The sequence below is a fragment of the Nonomuraea fuscirosea genome, from assembly GCF_035917475.1.
GTDB classification, from domain to species: domain Bacteria; phylum Actinomycetota; class Actinomycetes; order Streptosporangiales; family Streptosporangiaceae; genus Nonomuraea; species Nonomuraea fuscirosea.
The window spans coordinates 4,159,808-4,183,314 of record NZ_CP109074.1; the positions used below are offsets into that span (position 1 = coordinate 4,159,808).

A 23,507-nucleotide genomic window follows, 5' to 3' on the forward strand; every position below is an offset into this window, starting at 1 on the left:
CCCGGATGTGACGTCAGGGGAGGGCGGGCACTGAGCCACTGATTCCCGACTTGTACACTCTTGTCGTTTCTTGGGGGAATCGGGGGAGTGGCGCGTGCCGCTGGATCAGGTCCTGGTGTTGCTGACCGCGGCCGCCGGAGCGGGGTGGGTCGACGCCGTCGTGGGCGGCGGCGGCCTGCTGCAGCTGCCCGCCGTGCTGATGACCGGCATGCCGACGGTCGAGGCGATGGCCACCAACAAGCTGTCGTCCGTCTTCGGCACCACCTCGGCGGCCGTCGCCTACGCCCGCTCCACCAAGGTGGACCGCCAGGTGGCCGTGCCGGGCGCGGCGCTGGCCGTGGTGTGCGCCGGGCTGGGCGCGTGGGCCGCGGCCTCGCTGTCGGCCGAGGTGCTGCGGCCGGCCGTCATCGTGGTGCTGCTGGCCGTGGCCGCGTTCGTGACGCTGCGGCCGGCGATGGGCGCGGTGCCCGTGCCGCACCTGCGCACCCGGCCCCGCGTCGCCACCGCGGTGGCCACGGCCGGCGTCGGGATCGCCTTCTACGACGGCATCCTGGGGCCGGGCACCGGAACGTTCCTCATCATCGCCTTCACCACCATCCTCGGTCTGGACTTCGTCTCGGCGTCGGCCTCCGCCAAGATCATCAACATCGGGACGAACGTGGGCGCTCTGGCGGTGTTCGCGGTCCAGGGGCACGTGCAGTGGGGGCTGGGCCTCGGCATGGCCGTGTGCAACGTGGCCGGCGCCCAGTTCGGCGCGCGGATGGCGCTGAAGCGGGGCTCGTCGTTCGTCCGGATCGTGCTGCTGTGCGTGGTCGTCGCGATGGTGATCAGGCTCGGCTGGCAACAGTTCGGCTGACCCCCGAGCCCGCTCTGGCCCCGAGCCCGTCGCTCAGGGCGCCCGCTCTTCGGCGCGGACGCGCAGCGCCGTCGCGGCCAGAGCCACGAACGCGGCCAGCAGCGCGGGAACGGCCAGCGCCCGGGGCAGCCCGGTCAGCTCCGCCACGCCCCCGATGATCACGGGCCCGGTCAGGAACCCCAGGTAGCCGAGCGCCGCCACCCGCGCCAGCGACCGCCCGGCGTAGGCCGGATCCCGGTGCCCGGCGGCCGCGAACACCTGCGGCACGATGCACGACAGACCGGCCCCGAAACAGCCGAACCCGGCCACGCCCGCCACCGGATGCCCGGCCAGCAGCGCCAGCCCCAGCCCGGCCGCCGCCAGCAGGCCGCAGCAGCGCACCAGCGGCACCGGCCCGAACCGGGCGGCCAGGCGGTCACCGGCCAGCCGCCCCGCCGTCATCATGATGGAGAAGGCCGCGTATCCGGCGGCGGCGACTCCGGGTGCGGCGGCCAGGTCCTCGCTCAGGTAGACCGAGCTCCAGTCCGCCGCGGCCCCCTCACCCACCAGGCAGCAGAACGCCAGCACGCCCAGGAACACGATGCCCTTCGGCAGCCCGGCCCGCCCCCGCGCGCCGTCCGCCTGCTCGGGCGCGGGCCGCAGCGCCCACCGCGCCGCCCAGACCGCCAGCGCCGCGATCACCGCTCCCGCCGACCAGAACGTGACCGCGGGCGTCAGCCCGGCATGCGCGAACAGCCCGCCGGTGCTCGCCCCGGCGAACCCGCCCACGCTGAAGACGGCGTGGAACGACGACATGACCGGCCGCCCCAGGGCCCGCTCCACCTGCACGGCGTTGGCGTTCATGGACACGTCGAGAACCCCGTGCACCACCCCGAACAGCAGCAGCGCCCCCGCCAGCGAGGCCAGATCCCAGGCGTGGGCGGGCAGCACGAGGACCACGCCCTGCGCCAGCGCGGCCGGGATCATCACCCGGGCGCTGCCGTGGCGGTCGACCAGCCGGCCCACCACCGTCATGCCGAGCACCGACCCGGCGGCGATGGCCAGCAGGGCCACGCTCAGCTGGCCGTCGCCGAGCCCGAGCCGTTCCTTGATGGCCGGGATGCGCGCCGTCCACGTGCCGATGGCCGCCCCGGCCAGGAAGAACAGCAGGTAGACGGCCGTCCGCTCGCGGAGCAGGACCCGGCGGCCGCTCACCCGCTCTCCTTGACCGTCACACCGGCCGCCACCAGGGCGTCGCGTTCCTCCGGCGGGATGCCGGGGTCGGTCACCACCACGTCCAGCCGGCCGATCGGGCAGACCGCGCCGAACGCCGTCCGCGCGAACTTGCCCGAGTCGCACACCACCACCACCCGCCGCGCCGAGGCGATGGCGGCCTGCTTGACGGCCACCTCCGGCAGGTCGTGCGCGGTCAGGCCGTGCTCGGCCGACAGCCCGCAGCAGCCGATCACGGCCGTGTCGAAGCGCAGCGCCCTGATCGAGCTCTCGGTGAGCGGTCCTGTGACGTTCAGCTCGCCCTTGCGCACCTCGCCGCCGGGCAGCACCACCCGCACCCGAGGCGCGCCCGCCAGCAGCGACACGGCCTGCAACGCCAGCGGCAGCACGGTCACCCGACGGCCGGTCAGCGCGCGGGCCACCTCCAGCGCGGTCGTGCCGCCGTCCAGGATCACCGCTTCCCCGTCGGCGACCAGTTCCGCCGCCGCCTGCCCGATGCGCCGCTTGGCCTCCACCGCCTCGCGCTCGCGCACCCCGAACGGCGGCTCCTCGCCGCGCAGCAGCAGCGACAGCGCGCCGCCCCTGACCCGGCGGACCACCCCCTGCTGGGCCAGCTCGTCCAGGTCACGCCTGATCGTCATCTCCGACACGCCGTGCTCGGCGGCCAGCTCGGCCACGGACACGCTGTCGGCGGTCCGCAGGGTGTTCATGATGGCGCGCACACGTTCCATCTGTTCATACAAACACGGACAATGTGCGCAATACAATGGCGGTTATGCGTGCCAGCCGCCTGCTCTCGCTCCTCCTGCTGCTGCAGACGCGCGGCCGCATGACCGCGCCGGAACTGGCGGCCGAGCTGGAGGTGTCGGTCCGCACCGTCTACCGCGACGTCGAGGCGCTGTCGGCGGCGGGCGTCCCGGTCTACGCCGACCGCGGCCCGGCGGGCGGCTACCAGCTGCTCGACGGCTACCGCACCCGGCTCAACGGGCTGACCGCCGAGGAGGCCTCGTCGCTGTTCCTGGCCGGTCTGCCGGGCCCGGCCGCCGAGCTGGGCATGGCCGAGCTGGCGGCCAACGCCGAGCTGAAACTGCTGGCCGCGCTGCCGCCCGAGCCGCGCTCGCACGCCTCCCGGATGCGCGAGCGGTTCCTGCTGGACGTGCCCGGCTGGTACCGCGCCTCCGACGACGTGCCGCACCTGAGCGAGGTGTCGGAGGCGGTGTGGGAGCAGCGGCCGCTGCACATGACCTACCGGCGGTGGGGCCGGCAGGAGGTCGACCGGATCATCCACCCGTACGGGCTCGTGCTCAAGGGCGGCTCCTGGTACCTGGTGGCGGCGCCGCCCGACGGGTCGCCGCGCACGTACCGGGTGGCGCGGATCCTGACGCTGGAGACGCTGCCGGGCCGCTTCGCCCGGCCGGAGGGGTTCGACCTGGGCGGGTTCTGGCAGGCGTACGCCAAGGAGTTCCGCGAGCGGATGTACACCGCCGAGGCCGTCGTCAAGGTGGCCCCCGGGCGGGAGGACCTGCTGGCGTTCACGATGGGCGCCGACGTGGTCGGCGCCGCGCTGGCCGCCGCCGGCGAGCCCGACCCCGAGGGGTGGCGCACGCTGACCGTGCCGGTGGAGTCGATCACGCACGCCCGCTGGGTGCTGCTGCGGATGGGCGCCGACGTCGAGGTGCTGGGACCGCCGCAACTGCGGGCGCTCATGGGCGAGGCGGTCGCCGAGCTGGCCAAACTGTACGGCTGACACCGGGACACGCGAAAAACCAGGCGAGATCCGGCAGTTGATCTGTCAGCATCCCGGCATGTACCTTCTCGCATTCGCGGGCGCGTGCGTCCTGGTGGCCATGGTGCCCGGGGTCAGCACGGCCGTCATCCTGCGCCAGACGCTGCGCTCGGGCCGCGGCTCCGGCCTGGCCGCCACGCTCGGCAACGAGACCGGGATCCTGCTGTGGGGCCTGGCCGCCGCGTCCGGCCTGTCGGCCCTGCTCGTGGCCTCGCAGCTGGCCTACGACGTCATGCGCGTGACAGGCGCCGTGCTGCTGCTCGCGATGGGCGCCCAGGCGCTGTGGCAGGCCGGGAAGAAGACGCCGGCCACGCCCGAGGCGGCGCCGGGGCGGCGCGGGCCCTACCTGGCCGGGCTCGGCACCTGCCTGGCCAACCCGAAGGCCGCGGTGTTCGCGCTGTCGTTCCTGCCGCAGTTCGTCCCCGCCGGCGTCGCCGGGCGCGACGTCCCGCTGACGCTGGTCACGCTGGCCCTGGTGTGGGTGGCGGTGGACCTGCTCTGGTACGGGCTGCTGGTCTGGGCGGTGGCCAGGGCCAGGGTCCTCCTCGACCGGCCCGCGGTCCGGCGGCGGCTGGAGCGGATCTCCGGCGTGCTGCTCATCGGGCTGGGCGTGCGGATGGTGGTGGAGTCACGATGACGATCTGGCACGCCGAACGCGGCACGGGCGAGCCGGTGGTGCTGCTGCACTCGTCGGCGGCCGACTCCGGCATGTGGGACCCGCAGTGGGAGGCGCTGGCCGGCCGCTTCCGGGTGATCAAGGTGGACTTCCGCGGGTACGGGCACACGCCGTACCGGGCCGACGGCCGCTACAACCACGCCGACGACGTGGCCAAGGTGCTGGCGGCGCTGGGCGTCACCCGGGCGGCCATGGTCGGCTCGTCCGGCGGGGGCCGGGTGGCGCTGGAGCTGGCCGCGGCCGGGCTGGCCGGGCGGCTGGTGCTGCTCAACCCCATCGTCGACCTGGAACCCACCCCGGACCTGCGGGCGTTCTGGGACGAGGAGGAACGCCTGCTGGAGCGGGGGCAGGTCGAGGAGGCCACCGAGCTCAACGTGCGCACCCTGCTCGGCCCGGAGGCGGACGAGGCCGCCCGGTTGCGGCTGGCGCGGATGCAGCGGCACGCGTTCGAGCTGCAACTGGGCGCCGACCCCGAGCCCGAGCAGTTCGAACGGGAGCTGTCGCCGCCGGACCTGGACGTGCCCGCCCTGGTCGTGACCGGTGGCCACGAGCTGCCGTACTTCGTGGCCACCGCCCGCAAGCTGGCCGGCGACATGCCGCGGGCGCGGCTGCTGGAGCTGCCCTGGGCCGGCCACCTGCCGAGCCTGGAGCGTCCTGAGGAGATCAACCGGCTGCTGCTGGACTACCTTTAGGGGATGACGAACGACCTGGCGACCCTGGTGCGGCAGGCACAGGACGACGATCCATTGCTCGCCCTGCGCGCCGCCACCGCGCTGCGCCGCGAGATCGAGCGCCTGGAGGCGGTCCAGGTCAGGCGCGCCCGGGTGGCCGGGCTCGCCTGGGCGCAGATCGCCGACGCGATCGGCGTGAGCAAGCAGGCGGTGCACAAGAAGTACGGCCGCCGCTAGCCTCCCCGCGCCGCCGGCCGATCGGCGAGCCGGCCCAGGACGCGGCTGCGGCCCGTCGCCTCAGTCGGGGACCTTCACCGTGGCGATGCCGAGGGTGCTGGTCATCGGCAGCAGGCCGGTCTCGAAGACCGCGCCGAGGAACGGGGCGGCGAGCTGGGCCAGCCGCCCGGCGCGTTCCTCCCCGAGCAGCCGCCACGGCTCGGCGGCCAGGTCGTCGGTCATCCGCTCCACCTGGTCGCGCAGCTCACGGCCGCGTTCGGTGGCCTGCCCCGCGGCGTCCACCAGCCCACGCGAGGCCAGCCGGTCGGCGGCCTCGGCCCACTCCCGCTCGCTCCAGCCCCGCCCGGCGAAGTTCTCCACCGGCGCGGCCCCGATCGCCGCGAATGACACCAGCGCCTCGCACGGATCCAGCTCGGCCGCGGCCAGCGCCGCCAGATGACCGTCACCGCGGTGCTCGCGCAGCACGGTGGCGGCCTGCCAGAGCACCAGGTGCGGCTCGTCCGGCCAGGGCTGGTCCAGATTGGCCGCCGCGAACGTCCGCCCGCCCACCGTGACGCTCTGCGCCGCCCGCCTGGCCAGCTCCGCCGCCTCGGCCACGTCCGGCCCGGCCACCTGGTCGCCGAGCAGGTGGCGGTAGGTCAGGTCGACCGCCTCCATCCGGGCCCGCAGCACCTGCTCGGGCGAGGCCACCTCCCACGCGGCGGGCACGTGCTCGGCCACCGTCGCCGGGCTGAAGCTGTAGTACGCCGCCGTGGCCAGCCGCGCGCCGACCGGTCCCAGCGGGGCGGTGCGGTAGGCGAAATAGCTGGGCCAGCGCGACTTGACGTCATATCCCAGCGCCCGCGCCGCGTCGGACGCCTGCGGCGAGAAGTACAACACGGCGTGAATCGGCTCCAGCTGGTGCCACATGCGGCGGGCGAGCTTCGATGCTGCGTTCATGACCCAAATCCCTCACTGTCTAGATAAGCTATGCCAGTGACGATAGAGGCCTGGCACATCACTGGTCAATCCCAAATAGACAGTTATGTGGGGAGGTGGGCGGAGCTCGCCGTCCTCCTGGTGAACGAACTGCACGTCACCCGTGCCCGGGGCCGTCCCGTCACCCCGCCCGCGAACCGGCGGGCCGCGCTCGACGAGGCGCTGCACGGCCACGGCTGGACGCCGGGCCGCCCGCTCACGGACGCCGACGCCGAACGCCTGGCCGGCGTGGCCGCCGAGCTGCACCCCGCCTTCGCCGGCGACGTCACCGCGCTCAACCAGGTCCTGCTGCGCCACGGCGCCGTCCCCAGCCTCTACGGAGACCCGCCGCGCCTGGCCTTCCACCGCGCGGGGGCGAGCCTGCCCGACGCCTGGGCCGCCGACGCGGCCACGGCGCTGGCCATGGTGATCGGGGTGGGCCAGGGGGCGCGGCTGCGCTCGTGCGAGGCCGAGGGGTGCGAGCTGGTCTTCTTCGACGTCACGAAGAACACCTCGCGGCGCTTCTGCGGCCTGTCCTGCCAGAACCGCGCCAAGGCCAGCGCCTACCGCGCCCGCCGCCGCGCGTGAACGCCTCGCCCGATCGTGCGCCGGGCGGTCCTGATGTCGGTGGCGGCGTCCATGATGGGTCCCATGGCTTCATGGAACGAGTTCGACGAGCAGGCTCCCGAGCTGGCCGCGGTGGCGCGGCGCCTCATGGACGCCTACACCCACAAGGTCCTGGCCACGTTGCGCAAAGACGGCTCGCCCCGGGTGAGCGGCGTCGAGACGAGTTTCCGTGACGGCGAGCTGTGGACGGGCTCCATGCCGCGCGCGGTCAAGGCCGCCGACCTGCGCCGCGATCCGCGGATGGCGCTGCACGTGACCTCCCGTGACCCCGACCGGGCCGACCCGTCCTCGTGGGAGGGGGACCTGAAGCTGGCCGGCCGGGCGGTGGAGATCACCGACGCGGAGCTGCTGGCGTCGTTCGGGCTGCCCGGCGCCGAGTCCCACCTGTTCCGGATCGAGCTGACCGAGGTGGCCTGGACCAGGGTGAGCGGCGACGAGCTCGTCATCACCGCCTGGCGCGAAGGGGTGGGGGTGAGAGAGTTCCGCCGCGACTGATCTACATTGTAAAGGCGCTGGGCGTCCGTACGACCAGGGTCAGTGGACGGAGAAACCCCCGTCGACGAAGAGCAGCTGGCCGGTGACGAAGGCGGAGGCGTCCCCGGCCAGGAACACGGCGGCGCCCGCGAAGTCCTCCGGGGTTCCGTTGCGGCCGGCCATGTGCCGGGCGGCCATGACCTCGACCCGGCCGGGGATGGCCTGGGCGGGCTCGGTCAGCGGGGTCAGCACGAACCCCGGCATGATCGTGTTCACGCACACCCCGCGCGCCGACCACGCCTCGGCCTGCGACCGGGTCAGGCCGGCCAGCGCCGCCTTGGACGCCCCGTAGACGCCGCTGTCGCCGAAGGCGCTGATCGACTGCTGCGAGCCGACGTTCATGATCCGGCCCCAGCCGCGCTCGGCCATGCGCGGGCCGAAGTGCTGGCCGAGCAGGTAGGGAGCGGTCAGGTTGACCGCGATCGTGCGCTCGTAGTCGTCCACGGTGAGCTCGGCCATGGGCTTGCGGATGTTGTTGCCCGCGTCGTTGACCAGGATGTCGATGTCGCCGGCGCTCTCGCAGACCCGCTGGACGGCGGCGCGGTCGCCGAGGTCGGCGCTGATCGCGGAGGCGGTGACGCCGTGGTCGCGCAGCCGGGCGACCGCCTGGTCCAGCTCGGCCTGCCTGCGGGCCACCACCACGACCTCGGCCCCGGCCCGGCCGATGGCCTCGGCGATGGCGTACCCGATGCCGGAACTGCCGCCGGTCACCAGCGCGCGCCGGCCGTGTAGGGAGAACAGCTCCCGCAGGTAGTCGGACATGGACGGTCAAGCTAGCACTCCGCCACCACTGTCGTAGCGGGTGGGTGAGGTGTGAGCAAGCCCACAGCCGCTCCCGCCGCCGGCCGGTGCCGGAGCGCCGCTGAAAGGCCCGCGCCCGCCGCCGAGAACGGCGCCGCCGGACGCCGGCCGCGCTCGCGGAGGGGAGTGAGGAGGGCGGGGAAGCGGCCTTCCCCGCACCCGTTCAGGAGCCTGGAAGGGGATGCGGAAACGGCTCTGACCAGGGCGGACGCGGGTGGTGGCGGTCTATGATCGACGGGTCTGGCCGCGCGGGGCGGCCCTCTTCCTGGAGGTCCCGGGTGAATCGCACCATCCGTACGATCGACGACGTCATGGACCTGCTGGACCGGATGTTCGCCGACGGCGCCGACCGGTGGACGGAGCGGGCGTCCGGCTGGTGGGACGGCTTCTACGCCGACCGCTCCAGGCAGGTGCCGTTCTTCGCGGCCGGGCCGGACGAGAGCCTGGCGTCGTACGTGGACAGGGGGCTGCTGACTCCCGGCCGCGCTCTGGACCTGGGCTGCGGGCCGGGCCGCAACGCCGTCCACCTGGCTTCGCTCGGCTTCGAGGTGGACGCGGTGGACCTGTCGCCCACGGCCGTGGAATGGGGGCGGGAGCGGGCCCGCGAGGCGGGGGCCGAGGTGCGCTTCGTGTGCGGGGACGCCTTCACCGTGACGCCGGCGGGGCCGTACGACCTGGTGTACGACTCCGGCTGCCTGCACCACCTGCCGCCGCACCGCCGCGTGAGCTACCTGGCCCTGCTGGACCGGGTGCTCGCGCCCGGCGGCCACCTGGGGCTGACCTGCTTCGCGGCCGGCCGCATGGGCTCCGAGCAGCCCGACGAGGACTTCTACCGCGACGGCCGCCTGCACGGAGGGCTGGCCTACACGCCGGAGGAGCTGCGCCGGATCTTCTCCGGCTACACGGAGGTGGAGCTGCGCCCGATGAAGGAACAGCCGCGCGACGCCGCGCTGTTCGGCCAGGCGTTCCTGCTGTCGGCGCTCTTGCGCCGCCCGTAGGCCGGCGGCGCGTCAGGAGACGGCGTCGAGGAAGGCCAGCGTCCGGGACAGCAGCAGCGCGGCGGCGTCCGGGTCGTAGGAGGGCAGGGTGGGGTCGGCGAGGTAGTGCTGGTCGCCGGGGTAGAGGAACAGTTCGCCCTGCCCGGCCGACTCGACCACCTGCCGGGCGAAGCCGAGGTCGCTCTCGCCGGCGAAGAAGGGGTCGGCGTCCATGCCGTGCACCTGGACCGGCACCCTGTCGGGCCAGGCGTCGCCGAACTCCGTCAGCGGCACGCAGGCGTAGTACAGCAGCGCGCCCCGCGCGCCGGGCCGGGTCTGGGCGAGTTTCTGCGCGCTGAGCACCCCGATGGAGAAGCCGGCGTAGACCAGTCCGGAGGGCAGGTCGGCGGCCGCCCGGGTGCCCCGTTCGATCACGGTGCCGAAGCTGACCTCCTGGACGTAGGCCATGCCCTCCTCGATGCCGCCGAAGGTGCGGCCTTCGAACACTGAGCCGGCCGGTGCGATGAGTTCCGGCCGGGCCGGGAGTCTGTTCAGGCGGAGAGCGCGAGGAGCGCGGACGGTGAGGAGACGGTGATGCATCTCGTGCACGTGGTGGGGGTGTCGGCCGGTTGCGCGCTGGCGCTCCTGCCGGCGCTGCTGCCCTCGGCGCGTTCCGGCGGGAGGTGGCCGCACGTCGTCATGGCGCTGGGCATGGCGGCCGGGCATCTGGGGTTCGTGGCCGTCGCGGTGGCAGCGCTGCTGGGCGCCGGCTGGTTCTGCGGCTCCCCGTCCCGCCGCGCGGAGTCCGGTCATCACATCCAGGACTTCGTGGTGATGTCCGTCCTGCTGGTGCTGCCGGCGCTGTCCGGTTCCGGTCACGCGGGGGCCGGTCACGCGCACGGAGGCGGCTCGGCGGCCGCGATGCCAGTGGTGATCGCGGTGGTGATCGGGGTGGTCTGGACCTGCGCCCGTCTCGTCCGGGTCCTGCCGGTACGGGACGGGCGGCGCACGGCGTACGGCATGGATCTGTGCTCGGCCGGAATGGCGGCCAGCATGGCCTTCATGGCCGTGTGGTCACTCTGAGACGGCCGCGACCGGACGCGTCACGAGGGAGGGATTGCGCGGGCCGGAGGGACGGCGCTAAGCTCGAACATTGCATGTCTTCAAGCGAGCCGTCTACAGACCTCCTGTTAGGAGTATACCAGGGAATGGCTAATCGTCAAGATGGTCTTGCGCGAGCCCTTGACACCGAGCAGCGCACCGTGGCGTGGCTCTACGACCTGCTCGACGTCGCCAGGGAGCGGGCCGAGGCGACGCTGCGCGAGGTGTACGCCAGGGGCTCCGGAGCGGGAACGCGGCAGGCGATGGTGGAGCGCGAGGCGCTGGCCTCGGAGCAGGCGCGGCGGCTGGCGCAGCTGAACGCGGTCGAGCGGGGGCTGTGCTTCGGCCGCGTGGACGACGGGTCGGGCCTGCGCACGTACATCGGCAGGATCGGCCTGCGCGACGAGCGGCACGAGTCGGTGCTGATCGACTGGCGGGCGCCGGCCGCGCGGCCGTTCTACGTGGCCACCGCGACCGATCCCGGTGGCCTGGTACGCCGCCGCCACCTGCACCTGAAGGACCGGGTCGTGGTCGGGATCGACGACGAGGTGTTCGACCTGGAACGGATGAGCGAGGGCGATCGGCGCACGCTGGTGGGCGAGGCGGCGCTGCTGGCCGCGCTGCGCCGGGGCCGCACCGGCCGGATGGGTGACGTGGTGGCCACCATCCAGACCGAGCAGGACCGGGTGATCAGGGCCGGGCTGCAGGGGGCGCTGGTGGTGCAGGGCGGGCCGGGCACCGGCAAGACGGTGGCGGCGCTGCACCGGGCGGCGTACCTGCTCTACACCCACCGCGACACCCTCGAACGGCGCGGGGTGCTGGTGGTGGGTCCCAACCCGATGTTCCTGCGCTACATCGGCCAGGTGCTGCCCGCGCTGGGCGAGACGCAGGTGGTGATGACCACGGTCGGCGAGATGTTCCCCGGCGTGCGCGCGACGGCGTCCGACACGCCGGCGGCGGCGGTGGTCAAGGGCGACCCGCGCATGGCCGAGGTGGTGGCGGAGGCGGTGCGGCTGCGCCAGCGGGTGCCGGAGGGCGAGCTGGTGGTGGAGCTGGACGGCCTGCGCCTGCGGGTGCCGCACGAGACGTGCGCCCGGCTGCGCGAGCGGGCGCGCGCGGTACGGCTGCCGCACAACATGGCGCGCAAGCTGTTCGTCACCGAGCTGCTCAAGGAGCTGGCCAGGGCCGAGGCGCGGGCGCTGGAGGAGTCGCTGCACATCGAGGAGCTGGTGATCGAGGGCGAGCCGGAGCTGAGCGAGCCCCTGGACCTGGAGGGCGATCTCGACGATCTGGACGTGGAGCTCGCCTCGGCCCGGCTGTGGGGCGAGCCGGAGGTACGCCGCGCCCTTGACGAGCTGTGGCCGGAGCTGACGCCGCAGCGGCTGGTGGCGGAGCTGCTGGCCTCGCCGGAGACGCTGTGGGCGGCCTCCCCGCCCGGCCTGGACTGGCAGCTGCTGACGCGCCCGGTGGAGGCGGAGTGGACGGACGGTGACGTGCCGCTGCTGGACGAGGCGGCCGAGCTGCTGGGCGAGGACGACTCGGCGCGGCGGGTGGCGGCCCGGCTGGCGGAGGAGGAGCAGGCCGGGGAGCTGCTGTACGCGAGCGAGGTGCTGACCACGACGGGCCTGGCCGAGGCCGGCGTCTTCGACCGGGCCGACGTGCTGGCCGAGCGGCACGCCGACGACGGCACGGGCCTGACCACCGCTGACCGGGCGGTGGCCGACCGCACCTGGGCCTATGGGCACGTGATCGTGGACGAGGCACAGGAGCTGTCGCCGATGGCCTGGCGGATGATCATGCGTCGGGTGCCGGCCAAGTCGCTGACCGTGGTGGGCGACCTGGCGCAGACCGGGTCGGCGGCGGGGGCGCGCACGTGGGGGGAGGTGCTGGACCCGTACCTGGAAGGGCGCTGGCGCGAGGAGCGGCTGCTGGTCAACTACCGCACGCCGGTGGAGATCATGCGGGTGGCGGCCGACGTGCTGCGCGCGTACGCGCCCGGCCAGGAGCCGCCGGAGTCGGTACGCGAGGGCGGGGCGGAGCCGCGGGCGGTCCGCGTGCCGGTGTCCGGGCTGCCCGAGCTGGTGGCGGCCGAGCTGGCCGCACTCAGGGCCGAACTCGGCACGGACGGCGAGACCGGCCCTGAGTCCGGAAGCCCTGAGACCGACGGCGGGGCCGGGACCGGGGCTGGGAGTGGCGGCGGGGCCGGGGTCGGGGAGGGCCGGTTGGGCGTCGTGACACCGGACGCGCGGCACGCAGAAGTGGCCGCGCTGTTCCCGCGGGGGGATCTGGACGCGCCGGTGGTGGTGCTGACGGTGACGCAGGCCAAGGGGCTGGAGTTCGACGCGGTGGTGGTGGTCGACCCGGCCGGGATCCTGGGGCAGTCGCCGATGGGCGGCCAGGACCTGTACGTGGCGGTGACGCGGGCGACGCGCCGGCTGACGGTGGTGCACGAGGGCGAGCTGCCGCCGGTACTGTCCCGCCTGGCCTAGAAATCTACAATGTAAAGGCGGCGGGCCGGTTCAGGGCTCGCCGTCCATACGAAAAATTCCTCCCGGCGAGGGGAGAGGATCAGGCGCTGCCTTCGCGGGCGAGTTTGTCGGCCACGTCGCGGATCGTCCGGGTGACGCGGTCGAGGGCGCGCAGCGTCTCGGTGTCGAGGTGCTCCATGATGCGCCGGTAGTGCTGGACGCCGGTGTTGCTCATGTCCTCGATCAGCTTGGTGCCGGCCGGGGTGAGCTCGACGCGGCGTACGCGGCGGTCGTGCGGGTCCTCGTGCCGGCCGACGAGGCCGTGGGCGACGAGGCGGTCGACGATGCCGGTGACGGTGCCGAGGCCGACGCCGAGGTTGTGGGCCAGGTCCTGGCCGGAGGCGGAGCCGGCGGCGGACAGGATCATGATGACCTTGAGCTGCCTCATGGTGAGGTTGGAGCTGAACAGGGGGGATTGGTGCTGGGCGAACAGCCTGCCCAGGCCCTGCTGGGTCTGGGTGATCCGGCTGATCAGCTCTTCGCGTTCGTTGCTCACACTCACCTCTCGCTTCCTGAGAAGGTTATCAGGAAAGCTCGGTCCGTCTAAATATTCGTTCAAGGCGAAGTGTTAGTGTGGGGCGAACTCTTGGAGGGGGAGTATGACCGCATTCGCCCGGCTGAGCTTGCTCAACCGCAGCCTTGTCATCTTGCTGGCGATCGTGCTGAGCGCGTTCGGCGTGTTCACGATCCCGCAGCTGAAACAGCAGCTGCTGCCGTCCTTGTCGTTTCCCGGCGCGTTCGTGATCGCGCCGTTCCCGGGTGCGTCACCGGAGATCGTCGAAGATCAGGTTACCGCTCCGATCGAGGACTCCTTCCAGGGGCTGGCCGGGATGGAGCAGATGACGTCGACCTCGAAGGAGGGCCTGGCGCAGATCCAGGTGGCCTTCGAGTACGGCACCGACATCGAGTCGTCGCTGAACAAGATGCAGCAGGCGATCAGCGGGGTGCGGCTGCCGGACGGCGTGGATCCGCAGGTCGTGGCGGGCAGCACCGATGACATCCCGGTGCTGGTGCTGGCGGTCGGCGACGGCGGCGACGAGCGGGCGATGGCCGACAAGCTGCGCCGGATCGTGGTGCCGGAGCTGCAGAGCGTGGAGGGCGTACGGGAGGCGACGGTCACGGGCACCCGTGACGAGGTCGTCACCATCGAGCCGGACACGAAGAAGATGGCGCTGGCGGGGGTGTCGGCGGCGCAGATCCCCGACGTGCTGAAGGCGAACGGCACGCCGATCCCGGCGGGGACGCTGATCTCGGGCGAGAAGTCGCTGACGGTGCAGGTGGGCTCGCGGGTCGACTCGGTGACCAAGCTGAAGAACCTGTATCTGACGCCCGCCCAGCCCTCGGCCGCGCAACTGCAGCAACAGCAGCAGGCACAGGCTCAGCAAGCCCAGGCGCAGGCGCAGGCTCAGGCGGGCCGGCCGGGGCAGCCGGGCCAGGGTCAGACCGCGCAGCAGCCGGTCGCACCGCCGAAGCCGCCCAAGCCGGTCAAGCTGGGCGACGTGGCGAAGATCACCCGCGGTCTTGAGACCGCGACGGCCATCACCCGCACCGACGGCAAGCCGAGCCTGGGCGTGTCGGTGACGATGGTGCCCGACGGCAACGCGGTGGCGATCTCGCACGCCATCGGCGAGAAGCTGCCCGACCTGACCAAGGCGCTGGGCGACGGCTCGGACACGGCGGTGTCGGTGGTGTTCGACCAGGCCCCGTACGTGGAGCAGTCGATCGAGAGCCTGACCACCGAGGGCCTGCTGGGCCTGGTGTTCGCCGTGCTGGTCATCCTGGTGTTCCTGCTGTCGGTGCGTTCGACGCTGGTGACGGCCGTGTCGATCCCGCTGTCGGTGGTGATCGCGCTGCTGGCGCTGTGGGCCGGCGACTACTCGCTGAACCTGCTGACGCTGGGCGCGCTGACGATCGCGGTCGGCCGGGTCGTGGACGACTCGATCGTGGTGCTGGAGAACATCAAACGGCATCTCGCCTACGGTGAGGCCAGGCTTCCGGCGATCTTGACGGCGGTGCGTGAGGTGTCGGGGGCGGTGACGGCCTCGACGCTGACGACGGTGGCGGTGTTCGCGCCGATCGCGCTGGTGGGCGGCCTGGTGGGCGAGCTGTTCAGCCCGTTCGCGATCACGGTGACGGTGGCGCTGCTGGCCTCGCTGGTGGTGTCGCTGACGGTGGTGCCGGTGCTGGCGTACTGGTTCCTCAAGACGCCGGACCTGACGCCGGAGCAGGCGCGCAAGCAGCGTGAGGAGGCCGAGGCCAAGGAGCTGCGCTCGCCGCTGCAGCGGGCCTACCTGCCGGTGCTGCGTTTCGCCACCCGGTTCAAATTGGTGACGATCCTCATCGGGGTGGCGGTGTTCGTCGCCACGATGGGGCTGGCCGGGGGGCTGCAGACGAACTTCCTCGACTCCTCCGGGCAGAACACGCTGTCGTTGTCGCAGCGGATGCCGGTCGGCACGGACCTGGCGACCACGGACGAGGCGGCCAAGAAGGTCGAGGAGGTGCTGGCCGCGCAGGACGGCGTCGAGACGTACCAGGTGAACGTGGGCGGCGGCAACGCCATGATGGGCGGCACCGGCGGCGGCGCAGACCGAGCCTCGTACTCGGTGACGCTGGCGGAGGACTCCGACACCGCGACGATCGAGCAGGAGCTGCGTACGGCGATCGGGGGCCTGTCCGGGGTCGGCGAGGTCACCGTCGGCGGCGGGGGCGGCGGCGGGGGAGGGTTCGCCTCCGACTCGATCGACGTGATCGTGCGGGCGCCCGACACCGAGGCGCTGCGTGCCGCGACCGACCAGGTGAAGCAGGCGATGGGCGAGGTGTCCGGCCTGCGGGACCTGTCGTCGAACCTGGAGACCAGCGCGCCGCGCGTCGAGGTCGTGGTGGACCGGGAGGAGGCCGCCGAGCGGGGCCTGTCGGAGGCGCAGGTCGGGCAGGCGGTGGCGCAGGCGTTCCGCGGCGCGCCGCTGGGCCAGATCGTGCTCGACGGCCGTACGAGCGACCTGGTGCTGCGCGGCGCCGACGCGCCGGACGACCTGAAGGCGATCAGGGACCTGAAGCTGCCCACGGCGGGCGGGCTGGTGAAGCTGTCGTCGGTGGCCGACGTGCGTGAGGTGGCCGGGCCGACGCAGGTGACCAGGATCGACGGGGAGCGTTCCGCGACGGTGTCGGCCAAGGCGGAGGACTCCGGCGACCTGGGCACAGTGACGCAGGCGCTGACGACGAAGCTGGACGGGCTGCAGTTGTCGGCGGGCGCCTCGTACGAGATCGGCGGGGTGTCGGCCGACCAGGCCGACGCGTTCGCCGACCTGGGGCTGGCGATGCTGGTGGCGATCGCGATCGTGTTCATGATCATGGTGGCGACGTTCCGCAGCTTCATCCAGCCGGTGATCCTGCTGGTGTCGATCCCCTTCGCGGCCACGGGCGCGATCGGGCTGCTGGTGGCGACGGACACGGCGCTGGGCGTGCCGGCGCTGATCGGCATGCTGATGCTGATCGGCATCGTGGTGACGAACGCGATCGTGCTGATCGACCTGATCAACCAGTACCGCGAGCAGGGCATGGGCGTGGTGCAGGCGGTGATCGAGGGCGGCCGGCGCCGGCTGCGGCCGATCCTGATGACGGCGGTGGCCACGATCTGCGCGCTGACGCCGATGGCGCTGGGGGTGACGGGGTCCGGCGGGTTCATCTCGCAGCCGCTGGCGATCGTGGTGATCGGCGGCCTGATCTCCTCGACGCTGCTGACCCTGGTGCTGGTGCCGACGCTGTACGTGGTGGTGAGCCGGGAGCGCGGCGGCAGCTCGCGGCACGCTTCCGGGCGTCCGGCGGAGGGCGCAGGGGAGGCGGGCCAGGAGAAACTGGCCGGCCAGCCCGCGTAAGACCTCCGGCAGGCTGATACGCGTGCGGCGGGCGACGATGCGGATCGTCGCCCGCCGCACGCGTGTCAGGGACCGGATCGGCAGGTCAGCCTTCGGCGGGCAGGCGGGCGAGGGTGCGCATGAGGGCGGTGCGGCCGGTGCGCAGGGCGGCGGCTCGGGGTGCCGTACGGCGAACGTCCTGATCTGTCCGGCCCACGGGCCGCTGGTGAAGGGGTCGAGCCTGGGATCGACGCTGTAGGACGGTTCGTCCTGGTCGGAGGAGTATGAGCCGTCCCAGCCGAGCGGGCGGGCGCGCGCCCGTTCCGGCGGTGCCCTGGAGCAGCACCTGCCGGCCGGGCCCGGCGCCCACATCGAACGGCCAGGCCCACGTCACCTCCGCCAGCAGCCCGCCACGCGCGGCCACGATCGTCGCCACGGCGCCCGGCTCGCCGTCGTCCCAGGCCTCCATCGCGACCAGCGCCCGCACACCACGCCACCCCAGCCGGTCGAACCCCGCCACGTCCTGGAGCGCGTCACGGCCGGGGCGATCGCACTCCCCGGTGCCCCGGCGGGCGGCCGTGGCCGCGCCGGCCGCCGCCTCGGGGGAGGTGAACCAGAAGCGGACCCGCAAGGGCTGCTCCAGCTCCGGGAGGAGCAGCTCGCCGCTGTAGGCGGGCACACCCTCGGGCGGCGTCCGGGTAGCGACGCCCTGCGGCCGGCACCATGCGAGCAGGGGAGCGCTGGGAGGGGTGACGTAGGGGGCGCGGGTGGCGTCGTCGTCGAGGTGCCGGCGGAGCCGATCGGCGATCTCCTCGACCGAGGTGGCAGCGGTGGCGGGCGCCGGCAGGGTGGGTGTCTTCAGCTGATCGGCGACGCCGAGGGAGAAGAGGAGGGTGATGGCCGCGGCCGCGATGCGCGTCCCCGGGGGGCTGGCAAGATCCACGACGGATACGACGCGGGGGAACCGGCGGAAGTTGGCCCGGGCGCGTCTTTCCCCCAATAAGAAATCTACGTTGTAAAGGCGCTGGGATGTCGCAGATCACACTTAACCCCTGCTCAACCACAACGCCGACGGGATCAGGGCCGCGAGCTTTCCACGGTCGTGTCAGGTGCGAGGCTGTGGAGGGGTTGCGTTACCGCGCCTGGGCCGGTCGCTCGGGACGGGGGCGGACGGCCTTTCCCGCCTCTATGGCCCCTGATCCGGCACGCGGGCGGGGTGAATAGACTTGTCCGACGTGACGTCGAAGCCGCGTATCCCGAATGTCCTGGCCGGCCGCTACGCCTCGGCGGAGCTGGCCCGCCTGTGGTCGCCCGAATACAAGATCATCGCTGAGCGGCGGTTGTGGCTGGCGGTGCTGCGGGCGCAGGCCGAGCTCGGGGTGGCGGTGCCCGAGGGTGCGCTCGCCGACTACGAGAAGGTGGTCGAGCAGGTCGACCTCGACTCCATCGCCGCTCGTGAACGCGTTTCGCGGCACGACGTGAAGGCCCGGATCGAGGAGTTCAACGCGCTGGCCGGGCACGAGCAGGTGCACAAGGGCATGACCTCGCGCGACCTGACCGAGAACGTCGAGCAGCTGCAGGTGCGCGACAGCCTGCTGCTGGTACGCGACCGGGTGGTGGCGCTGCTGGCCCGGCTGGCCACGCTGGCCGAGGAGCACGAGGCGACGGTGATCGCGGGCCGGTCGCACAACGTCGCGGCGCAGGCCACCACGCTGGGCAAACGCTTCGCCACGGCGGCCGATGAGCTGCTGGTCGCCTACCGGCGGCTGGAGGAGCTGCTCGCCCGCTATCCGCTGCGCGGCATCAAGGGCCCGGTCGGCACCGCCCAGGACATGCTCGACCTGCTGGGCGGCGACCGGGGCAAGCTGGCCGAGCTGGAGCGGCGGGTGGCCGCCCATCTGGGGTTCGAGCACCGTTTCGCCAGTGTGGGGCAGGTCTATCCGCGTTCGCTGGACTTCGAGGTCGTCACCGCGCTGGTGCAGCTGGCGGCGGCGCCGTCGTCGCTGGCCAAGACGATCCGGCTGATGGCGGGCCAGGAGCTGGTGACGGAGGGGTTCAAGGAGGGGCAGGTCGGCTCCTCGGCGATGCCGCACAAGATGAACACCCGCTCCTGCGAGCGGGTCAACGGCCTGGCCGTGGTGCTGCGCGGTTACGCCTCCATGGTGGGTGAGCTGGCCGGCGACCAGTGGAACGAGGGCGACGTGTCGTGCTCGGTGGTCCGCCGGGTGGCGCTGCCGGACGCGTTCTTCGCCTTCGACGGGCTGGTGGAGACGATGCTGACGGTGCTGGAGGAGTTCGGGGCGTTCCCGGCGGTGATCGCCGCCGAGCTGGGCCGTTACCTGCCGTTCCTGGCCACGACGAAGATGCTGATGGCGGCGGTGCGGGCCGGGGTGGGCCGCGAGCAGGCGCACGAGCTGATCAAGGAGCACGCGGTGGCGGCGGCGCTGGCGATGCGCTCGCGCGGCGCGGCCAACGAGCTGCTGGATCGCCTGGGTGGCGATGAGCGGTTCCCGCTGGATCGCGACGGGCTGGCGGAGCTGCTGGCCGACCGGGTGTCGTTCACGGGGGCGGCGGCCGATCAGGTGGCGGCGGTCGCGCAGGCCGTGGGCGAGGTCGTGGCGGCGCATCCGGAGGCGGCCGGGTATCGTCCCGGCGCGATCCTGTGATCATCGAGCTGCGCTCGGCCCGCGAGCTCGGCTCGGCCTGCTATGACGACGATCTGGTGATGTGGGCGGCGCAGGGCCTGACGGGTGCGGGCCGGGCCTGGGCGCTGGGCGACGCGGTGGTGGCCGGCAGCCCGCTGATCTCGCGGCGTGACCGGCTGGCGGTGTGGGGCGGCGCCGATTGCGCGGCGGAGTTGCTGCGGCACGCGCTGGGTGAGCTGGGGCCCGCGTACCGGCCGCTGGGGGAGGCGGAGCTGATGAGCGAGGTGACGGCGAGGCTGGACGGGGTGCGTGAGCGGGGCCGGTTCTCGTGGATGAGCCTGCCCGCCGCCCCCGCCTCCGCCCCCGCGCCGGTCTTGGGCGAGGGGGTGGGCTGGGTGGAGGCGGAGGCCGAGGTGGCGGCGTTGCTGGCGGCCGCCGCGCCGCACTCCTACGCCGTGCCGGGAGCGGCGGGGGTGAGCCGGTGGGCGGGCGTGCGCGTGGACGGGCGGCTCGCCGCCGTGGCGGCGGACGCCTGGTCGGCGCCGACGGTGGGCCTGCTGGCGGGCGTGGCCACCGACGCGGCGTTCCGGGGGAGGGGGCTGGCCGAGCGGGTGTGCCGGTGGGTGTCGCGGGAGCTGGTGGCGGCCTACGGGCGGGCCGCGCTGATGGTGGACGACGTCAACGCCGTCGCGATCGGCGTGTACGAGCGGATCGGCTACCGGCGGCGTCCGGTGATGGCCGCGCACGTCACCCCCTGAACCGGCACCCGGTCGGCGGTCTCGGGCCCCGGCGGAAAAACCGGATGTGGTTCGCGAACCGCTGGTGCAAAGTTGGCGGAGTGATGTCCGATTTTGTACCTGGTATCGAGTTGTCGCGCGCCTTCTACGGCGAAGTGGTGGCGCCCCTGCTGGCCGGGGTCGCGCACGGGGCGGCGCTGATCGGGCCCGGCTCGGAGGTGCTGGAGTTCGACACGGCACGTTCGGCCGACCATGACTGGGGCCCCAGGGTGCTGCTGTTCGTGCCGGGGGAGCGGGTGGCCGAGGTGGAGGCGAAGGTGGTGGCCGGGCTGCCGGAGCGCTTCGCCGGGTATCCCACCGTGTTCGGCTATCACGGGGCGCTGCGGCCCGGCGTGACGGTGACGGAGCTGGGCGGGTGGCTGCGCGGGCGGCTGGGCTTCGATCCGCGCGAGGGGGTGACGCTGCTGGACTGGCTGTCGGTGCCGTGGCAGCGCCTGGCGGAGGTGACGCGGGGCGAGGTGTTCTGCGACGGGCTGGGGGAGCCGGGGCTGGAGGCGGCCAGGGCGGCGTTGCGCTGGTATCCGCAGGACGTGTGGCGGTATGTGCTGGCCTGCCAGTGGCGCCGCGTCTGGCAGGAGGAGCCGTTCCCCGGCCGGTGCGGCGAGGTGGGTGACGAGCTGGGCTCGGCGGTGGTGGGGGCGCGGCTGGCGCGGGAGGTGATGCGCCTGGCGCTGCTGCTGCGGCGCCGCTATCCGCCGTACGCGAAATGGCTGGGCAGTGCGCTGGCGCGGATGCCCGGCTCGGCCGAGCTGGCCGAGTCGCTGAGCTCGGCGGTGGCGGCGCGGTCGTGGCGGGAGCGGGAGGAGGGGCTGTCGGCCGCGTACGCGCGGGTGGCGGGCTGGCAGAACCGGGCGGCGCTGGCCGAGCGGCAGGACGAGCGGGTGCGGCCGTTCTTCGACCGGCCGTTCCGGGTGATCGACGGGGAGCGGTTCGCGGGGGCGCTGATGGCGGCGGTGGGGGATGCGGCGGTCGCCGGGCTGCCGCCGCTGGGGTGTGTGGATCAGCTGACGGATTCGACGGATCTGCTGGTGGCGCCGGAGCGGGCGCGGGCGGTGACGGCGGCCGCGCTGGGTCTCACCGCTTAGTGATCTACGCTGTAAAGGGCGAGGCTGCTCGGAAGACACTCTCACTCAAACAGTCCACAAATCTCATTCGACCAGGGAAGCCGCCAGATCCTCCACGCGGACGCGCCAGGCGTCGAGGAAGGCCGTGTCGCCGGTGTGGGTGACGACCAGGCGGGGGCCCTGCCCGGTGCCCTCGGTGAACTCCCAGCGCACACCGCCCTCCGGGGTGTCGTACGCGAGCAGCTTGGCGGGCTCGGCGCGGGCGACGGGTCCCGCCTTGAGCCCGGGGACGGTGAACGCCTCGGGCGGGGGGCTGCCGGGCCGGGCGGCGGGGCCGCCGAGGAGCTGCCAGACGTCTTCGGCGGGGCGGGTGAGCTGGCGTTCGACGCGGACGCCGTCGCGGCCGGCGGTGGTGTCGATGGCGGCGGAGGGCAGGCCGAGGATGGCGATGTAGTCCTCGTGCAGGCGGGCGGAGGTGGCGGGGTCGGGGGTTTGCGGCAGGCGGGCGGGGTGGCCGTCGAGGTGGGCGAGCATGGCCTTGATGCAGGTGTGCCAGCCCGCGGCGAAGCTGGCGGCGCCGTGGCGGTCGGCGAAGGTGTGGGTGAAGGTGAGCAGGGTCGTCTCGCCGTCGGGCTGGAGGTGCCAGCGCAGTTCGTCGTCGCCCCAGGTGTGGGCGAAGGTGCGGGGCGGGTCGTTGACGGTGATGCGGCCGTCGGGGCCGAAGCCGTAGGCGATGCGGTCGCCGTCGATGGTGACGTCGGCGGGGAACCAGGCGGAGAGGTGTTCGGGGGTGGTGATGGCGCGCCAGACCTTTTCCGGTGGGTGGGGGAGGCGGCGCTGGAGCTGGAGGGTGGTGCGGCCGTCGGGGTGGAGGGTGAGGGTCTCGTTCATGGGGTGTGGTCTTCCATGGTGTCGAGGTGGGTTTCGAGGCGGTCGAGGGTGGTGTTCCAGAGGCGTCGGTAGGGGGTGAGCCAGGCGTCGATCTCGGCGAGGGGCTGGGGGTTGAGTTCGTACCAGCGGCGTTGGGCGTCTTTGCGGACGGTGACGAGGCCGGCTTGGCGCAGGGCGCGCAGGTGTTTGCTGGTGCCGGGCTGGGTGAGGCCGAGGTGGTGGGTGAGTTCGTTGACCTGGTGGGGGCGTTGGAGGAGGAGGTCGAGGATGTGGCGTCGTGCGGGTTCGGCTAGCACGTCGAAGGGCATGAGGGCGAATATACTCGACTGGTTATATGCCCGCAAGTGCATGTTGTGGGCTCAGGGCGCGGCGGCGCGGCGCGCGTTGGCGCGGAACGCCTCACGGAGATACGCGGCCAGGCCGGGATGGACGGCGTCCATGACCTCGGTGAAGCGGCTGTCCTCGACGTACAGGTCGCCGATGCACGCGTGCAGGTCGTGGTCGCAGTCGTAGAACCACCGGTTCATGTGGCCGCGGTGCCGTTCGGCCAGATCCATGGCGTGCGGGCCGTCGGCGGGCAGCCCCGCCTTGCACGCGGCGGCGAAGTCGTCGTTGATGGCCTCGGTCTCGGCCTTCAGCCGCAGCCAGTCGGCCTTGGTGTAGGAGGCGACGCGCCGGCGGCTCTGCTCGTACTGGGGAGTGTGCCCCCACCGGCGTTCCACCTCGGCGTCGTGGTCCTCGGGCCGGAAGTGGCCGAAGATCTCGAAGCGTTCCTCCGGGGTGAGGGCGATGCCGGCCTGGCGGGCCTGGATGGTGCGTTCGACGGCGGCGATGACCTCGTGCAGGTGCTCGGCCTTGCGGGTGAGGAGTTCGTGCTGGCGGCGCAGGTGGGTGAGCTCGTCGGTGTGCGGCGCGTCGAGGATGACGGCGATCTCGTCGAGCGGGAAGCCCAGCTCGCGGTAGAGGAGGATCTGCTGCAGACGGGTGAGGTCGTCGTCGGTGTAGCGGCGGTAGCCGGCGTGGGTGCGTTCGCTGGGGGTGAGCAGGCCGATCTCGTCGTAGTGGTGGAGGGTACGCACGGTGATGCGCGCGATCCGCGCGACCTGTCCGACGGAGTGGCTCATGGGGTCCAGCTTGCCGGGTGACGTGGCGTGCGGGTCAAGCCGGGCCCGATCGCGAGCGGGCCCCGCCGAGGGTGTGCCGTGCGAATCTCATGGCCAGGTCAAAACTTGCTGTGGCTTCTTGACCAGGGCACACTCACGCCGTCGCGGGGACATAGCCTGGTGGCGACGA

The 23,507-nt window shown here is 73.0% G+C and carries 24 protein-coding genes; 14 read left to right on the forward strand and 10 right to left on the reverse strand.

Annotated elements, in window-relative coordinates:
• The first annotated feature begins 94 nt into the window (after nucleotides 1–94).
• A complete protein-coding gene (locus OIE67_RS18855; protein WP_407674867.1) occupies nucleotides 95–856 on the forward strand; it encodes a TSUP family transporter in 762 nt (253 codons plus the stop codon).
• Between the two features lie 33 nt (nucleotides 857–889).
• Here the strand turns inward: OIE67_RS18855 and OIE67_RS18860 are convergent, their stop codons facing one another.
• Nucleotides 890–2,050, reverse strand: a complete 1,161-nt coding sequence (locus OIE67_RS18860) for an MFS transporter (RefSeq protein ID WP_326642067.1) — start codon at nucleotides 2,048–2,050, stop codon at nucleotides 890–892.
• Complete coding sequence (locus OIE67_RS18865) at nucleotides 2,047–2,799, reverse strand: DeoR/GlpR family DNA-binding transcription regulator (protein WP_326642069.1); 753 nt, start codon at nucleotides 2,797–2,799, stop codon at nucleotides 2,047–2,049. The genes OIE67_RS18860 and OIE67_RS18865 overlap by 4 nt, the downstream gene beginning before the upstream one ends.
• Before the next feature lie 44 nt (nucleotides 2,800–2,843).
• Between OIE67_RS18865 and OIE67_RS18870 the strand changes: the two genes are divergently transcribed.
• From OIE67_RS18870 to OIE67_RS18885, 4 genes are read left to right on the forward strand one after another with little or no spacing between them, the layout of a single operon-like run.
• Nucleotides 2,844–3,815 carry a helix-turn-helix transcriptional regulator gene (locus OIE67_RS18870; RefSeq protein ID WP_326642071.1) on the forward strand — a complete coding sequence of 324 codons (972 nt, stop codon included), beginning with the start codon at nucleotides 2,844–2,846 and terminating at the stop codon, nucleotides 3,813–3,815.
• A gap of 58 nt (nucleotides 3,816–3,873) precedes the next feature.
• Complete coding sequence (locus OIE67_RS18875) at nucleotides 3,874–4,491, forward strand: LysE family translocator (RefSeq protein ID WP_326642073.1); 618 nt, start codon at nucleotides 3,874–3,876, stop codon at nucleotides 4,489–4,491.
• Nucleotides 4,488–5,222, forward strand: coding sequence for an alpha/beta fold hydrolase (locus tag OIE67_RS18880; RefSeq protein ID WP_326642075.1), 735 nt, complete (start codon nucleotides 4,488–4,490; stop codon nucleotides 5,220–5,222). The genes OIE67_RS18875 and OIE67_RS18880 overlap by 4 nt, the downstream gene beginning before the upstream one ends.
• A gap of 3 nt (nucleotides 5,223–5,225) precedes the next feature.
• Nucleotides 5,226–5,438 carry a hypothetical protein gene (locus OIE67_RS18885; RefSeq protein ID WP_106239492.1) on the forward strand — a complete coding sequence of 71 codons (213 nt, stop codon included), beginning with the start codon at nucleotides 5,226–5,228 and terminating at the stop codon, nucleotides 5,436–5,438.
• Nucleotides 5,439–5,498: 60 nt separating this feature from the next.
• Here the strand turns inward: OIE67_RS18885 and OIE67_RS18890 are convergent, their stop codons facing one another.
• Nucleotides 5,499–6,377, reverse strand: a complete 879-nt coding sequence (locus OIE67_RS18890; protein ID WP_326642078.1) for an SCO6745 family protein — start codon at nucleotides 6,375–6,377, stop codon at nucleotides 5,499–5,501.
• A 120-nt stretch (nucleotides 6,378–6,497) separates the two neighbouring features.
• On the opposite strand from OIE67_RS18890, the gene OIE67_RS18895 reads away from it, so the two are divergent.
• A complete protein-coding gene (locus OIE67_RS18895; RefSeq protein ID WP_326642080.1) occupies nucleotides 6,498–6,983 on the forward strand; it encodes a CGNR zinc finger domain-containing protein in 486 nt (161 codons plus the stop codon).
• Between the two features lie 63 nt (nucleotides 6,984–7,046).
• Nucleotides 7,047–7,517 carry a pyridoxamine 5'-phosphate oxidase family protein gene (locus OIE67_RS18900; protein ID WP_326642082.1) on the forward strand — a complete coding sequence of 157 codons (471 nt, stop codon included), beginning with the start codon at nucleotides 7,047–7,049 and terminating at the stop codon, nucleotides 7,515–7,517.
• A gap of 39 nt (nucleotides 7,518–7,556) precedes the next feature.
• On the opposite strand, the gene OIE67_RS18905 is transcribed toward OIE67_RS18900, so the two are convergent.
• The gene (locus tag OIE67_RS18905; RefSeq protein WP_106239498.1) at nucleotides 7,557–8,318 is read right to left on the reverse strand and encodes an SDR family NAD(P)-dependent oxidoreductase; all 762 of its coding nucleotides are present in this window, start codon (nucleotides 8,316–8,318) and stop codon (nucleotides 7,557–7,559) included.
• A 317-nt stretch (nucleotides 8,319–8,635) separates the two neighbouring features.
• Here OIE67_RS18905 and OIE67_RS18910 point away from each other — a divergent pair, with 317 nt between their 5' ends.
• The gene (locus OIE67_RS18910; protein ID WP_326642085.1) at nucleotides 8,636–9,355 is read left to right on the forward strand and encodes a class I SAM-dependent methyltransferase; all 720 of its coding nucleotides are present in this window, start codon (nucleotides 8,636–8,638) and stop codon (nucleotides 9,353–9,355) included.
• Nucleotides 9,356–9,367: 12 nt separating this feature from the next.
• Here the strand turns inward: OIE67_RS18910 and OIE67_RS18915 are convergent, their stop codons facing one another.
• On the reverse strand, nucleotides 9,368–9,841 hold the full coding sequence (locus OIE67_RS18915; RefSeq protein WP_326642087.1) for a dienelactone hydrolase family protein: 474 nt from the start codon (nucleotides 9,839–9,841) through the stop codon (nucleotides 9,368–9,370).
• A gap of 87 nt (nucleotides 9,842–9,928) precedes the next feature.
• On the opposite strand from OIE67_RS18915, the gene OIE67_RS18920 reads away from it, so the two are divergent.
• Together OIE67_RS18920 and OIE67_RS18925 are read left to right on the forward strand one after the other, a co-directional pair.
• A complete protein-coding gene (locus tag OIE67_RS18920) occupies nucleotides 9,929–10,417 on the forward strand; it encodes a hypothetical protein (protein ID WP_326642089.1) in 489 nt (162 codons plus the stop codon).
• Between the two features lie 125 nt (nucleotides 10,418–10,542).
• A complete protein-coding gene (locus OIE67_RS18925) occupies nucleotides 10,543–12,924 on the forward strand; it encodes a HelD family protein (protein WP_326642091.1) in 2,382 nt (793 codons plus the stop codon).
• Between the two features lie 79 nt (nucleotides 12,925–13,003).
• Here OIE67_RS18925 and OIE67_RS18930 read toward each other — a convergent pair whose 3' ends face one another.
• The gene (locus OIE67_RS18930; protein WP_326642093.1) at nucleotides 13,004–13,459 is read right to left on the reverse strand and encodes a MarR family winged helix-turn-helix transcriptional regulator; all 456 of its coding nucleotides are present in this window, start codon (nucleotides 13,457–13,459) and stop codon (nucleotides 13,004–13,006) included.
• Nucleotides 13,460–13,562: 103 nt separating this feature from the next.
• On the opposite strand from OIE67_RS18930, the gene OIE67_RS18935 reads away from it, so the two are divergent.
• The gene (locus OIE67_RS18935; RefSeq protein ID WP_326642095.1) at nucleotides 13,563–16,838 is read left to right on the forward strand and encodes an efflux RND transporter permease subunit; all 3,276 of its coding nucleotides are present in this window, start codon (nucleotides 13,563–13,565) and stop codon (nucleotides 16,836–16,838) included.
• A gap of 85 nt (nucleotides 16,839–16,923) precedes the next feature.
• Here the strand turns inward: OIE67_RS18935 and OIE67_RS18940 are convergent, their stop codons facing one another.
• Entirely contained in the window at nucleotides 16,924–17,760 is an 837-nt protein-coding gene (locus OIE67_RS18940; protein WP_326642097.1) for a hypothetical protein, read from the reverse strand.
• A 292-nt stretch (nucleotides 17,761–18,052) separates the two neighbouring features.
• On the opposite strand from OIE67_RS18940, the gene purB reads away from it, so the two are divergent.
• The 3 genes from purB (at nucleotide 18,053) to OIE67_RS18955 (ending at nucleotide 21,344) form a co-directional block, all read left to right on the forward strand.
• Complete coding sequence (purB, locus tag OIE67_RS18945; protein WP_326642099.1) at nucleotides 18,053–19,483, forward strand: adenylosuccinate lyase; 1,431 nt, start codon at nucleotides 18,053–18,055, stop codon at nucleotides 19,481–19,483.
• Nucleotides 19,480–20,220 (forward strand): GNAT family N-acetyltransferase, encoded by a 741-nt coding sequence (locus tag OIE67_RS18950; protein ID WP_326642103.1) that lies wholly within the window; start codon nucleotides 19,480–19,482, stop codon nucleotides 20,218–20,220. Before purB ends, OIE67_RS18950 begins: the two co-directional genes overlap by 4 nt.
• 83 nt (nucleotides 20,221–20,303) lie before the next feature.
• A complete protein-coding gene (locus tag OIE67_RS18955) occupies nucleotides 20,304–21,344 on the forward strand; it encodes a DUF4037 domain-containing protein (protein ID WP_326642105.1) in 1,041 nt (346 codons plus the stop codon).
• Between the two features lie 63 nt (nucleotides 21,345–21,407).
• Here the strand turns inward: OIE67_RS18955 and OIE67_RS18960 are convergent, their stop codons facing one another.
• From OIE67_RS18960 to OIE67_RS18970, 3 genes are read right to left on the reverse strand one after another with little or no spacing between them, the layout of a single operon-like run.
• Nucleotides 21,408–22,214 carry an SRPBCC domain-containing protein gene (locus OIE67_RS18960; protein WP_326642107.1) on the reverse strand — a complete coding sequence of 269 codons (807 nt, stop codon included), beginning with the start codon at nucleotides 22,212–22,214 and terminating at the stop codon, nucleotides 21,408–21,410.
• Nucleotides 22,211–22,522, reverse strand: a complete 312-nt coding sequence (locus OIE67_RS18965) for an ArsR/SmtB family transcription factor (RefSeq protein ID WP_326642109.1) — start codon at nucleotides 22,520–22,522, stop codon at nucleotides 22,211–22,213. The genes OIE67_RS18960 and OIE67_RS18965 overlap by 4 nt, the downstream gene beginning before the upstream one ends.
• A 51-nt stretch (nucleotides 22,523–22,573) precedes the next feature.
• Nucleotides 22,574–23,338, reverse strand: coding sequence for a MerR family transcriptional regulator (locus OIE67_RS18970; RefSeq protein ID WP_326642111.1), 765 nt, complete (start codon nucleotides 23,336–23,338; stop codon nucleotides 22,574–22,576).
• Nucleotides 23,339–23,507 lie beyond the last annotated feature (169 nt).

Bases quoted from the DNA above. Each gene is read 5' to 3' on its own strand.
- OIE67_RS18965 (WP_326642109.1), bottom strand. From the start codon at position 22,522: ATGCCCTTCGACGTGCTAGCCGAACCCGCACGACGCCACATCCTCGAC.
- OIE67_RS18960 (WP_326642107.1), bottom strand. From the start codon at position 22,214: ATGAACGAGACCCTCACCCTCCACCCCGACGGCCGCACCACCCTCCAG.
- OIE67_RS18900 (WP_326642082.1), top strand. From the start codon at position 7,047: ATGGCTTCATGGAACGAGTTCGACGAGCAGGCTCCCGAGCTGGCCGCG.
- OIE67_RS18875 (WP_326642073.1), top strand. From the start codon at position 3,874: ATGTACCTTCTCGCATTCGCGGGCGCGTGCGTCCTGGTGGCCATGGTG.
- OIE67_RS18870 (WP_326642071.1), top strand. From the start codon at position 2,844: ATGCGTGCCAGCCGCCTGCTCTCGCTCCTCCTGCTGCTGCAGACGCGC.
- OIE67_RS18955 (WP_326642105.1), top strand. From the start codon at position 20,304: ATGTCCGATTTTGTACCTGGTATCGAGTTGTCGCGCGCCTTCTACGGC.
- OIE67_RS18935 (WP_326642095.1), top strand. From the start codon at position 13,563: ATGACCGCATTCGCCCGGCTGAGCTTGCTCAACCGCAGCCTTGTCATC.
- OIE67_RS18890 (WP_326642078.1), bottom strand. From the start codon at position 6,377: ATGAACGCAGCATCGAAGCTCGCCCGCCGCATGTGGCACCAGCTGGAG.
- OIE67_RS18880 (WP_326642075.1), top strand. From the start codon at position 4,488: ATGACGATCTGGCACGCCGAACGCGGCACGGGCGAGCCGGTGGTGCTG.
- OIE67_RS18970 (WP_326642111.1), bottom strand. From the start codon at position 23,338: ATGAGCCACTCCGTCGGACAGGTCGCGCGGATCGCGCGCATCACCGTG.
- OIE67_RS18885 (WP_106239492.1), top strand. From the start codon at position 5,226: ATGACGAACGACCTGGCGACCCTGGTGCGGCAGGCACAGGACGACGAT.
- OIE67_RS18925 (WP_326642091.1), top strand. From the start codon at position 10,543: ATGGCTAATCGTCAAGATGGTCTTGCGCGAGCCCTTGACACCGAGCAG.
- OIE67_RS18920 (WP_326642089.1), top strand. From the start codon at position 9,929: ATGCATCTCGTGCACGTGGTGGGGGTGTCGGCCGGTTGCGCGCTGGCG.
- OIE67_RS18905 (WP_106239498.1), bottom strand. From the start codon at position 8,318: ATGTCCGACTACCTGCGGGAGCTGTTCTCCCTACACGGCCGGCGCGCG.
- OIE67_RS18865 (WP_326642069.1), bottom strand. From the start codon at position 2,799: ATGGAACGTGTGCGCGCCATCATGAACACCCTGCGGACCGCCGACAGC.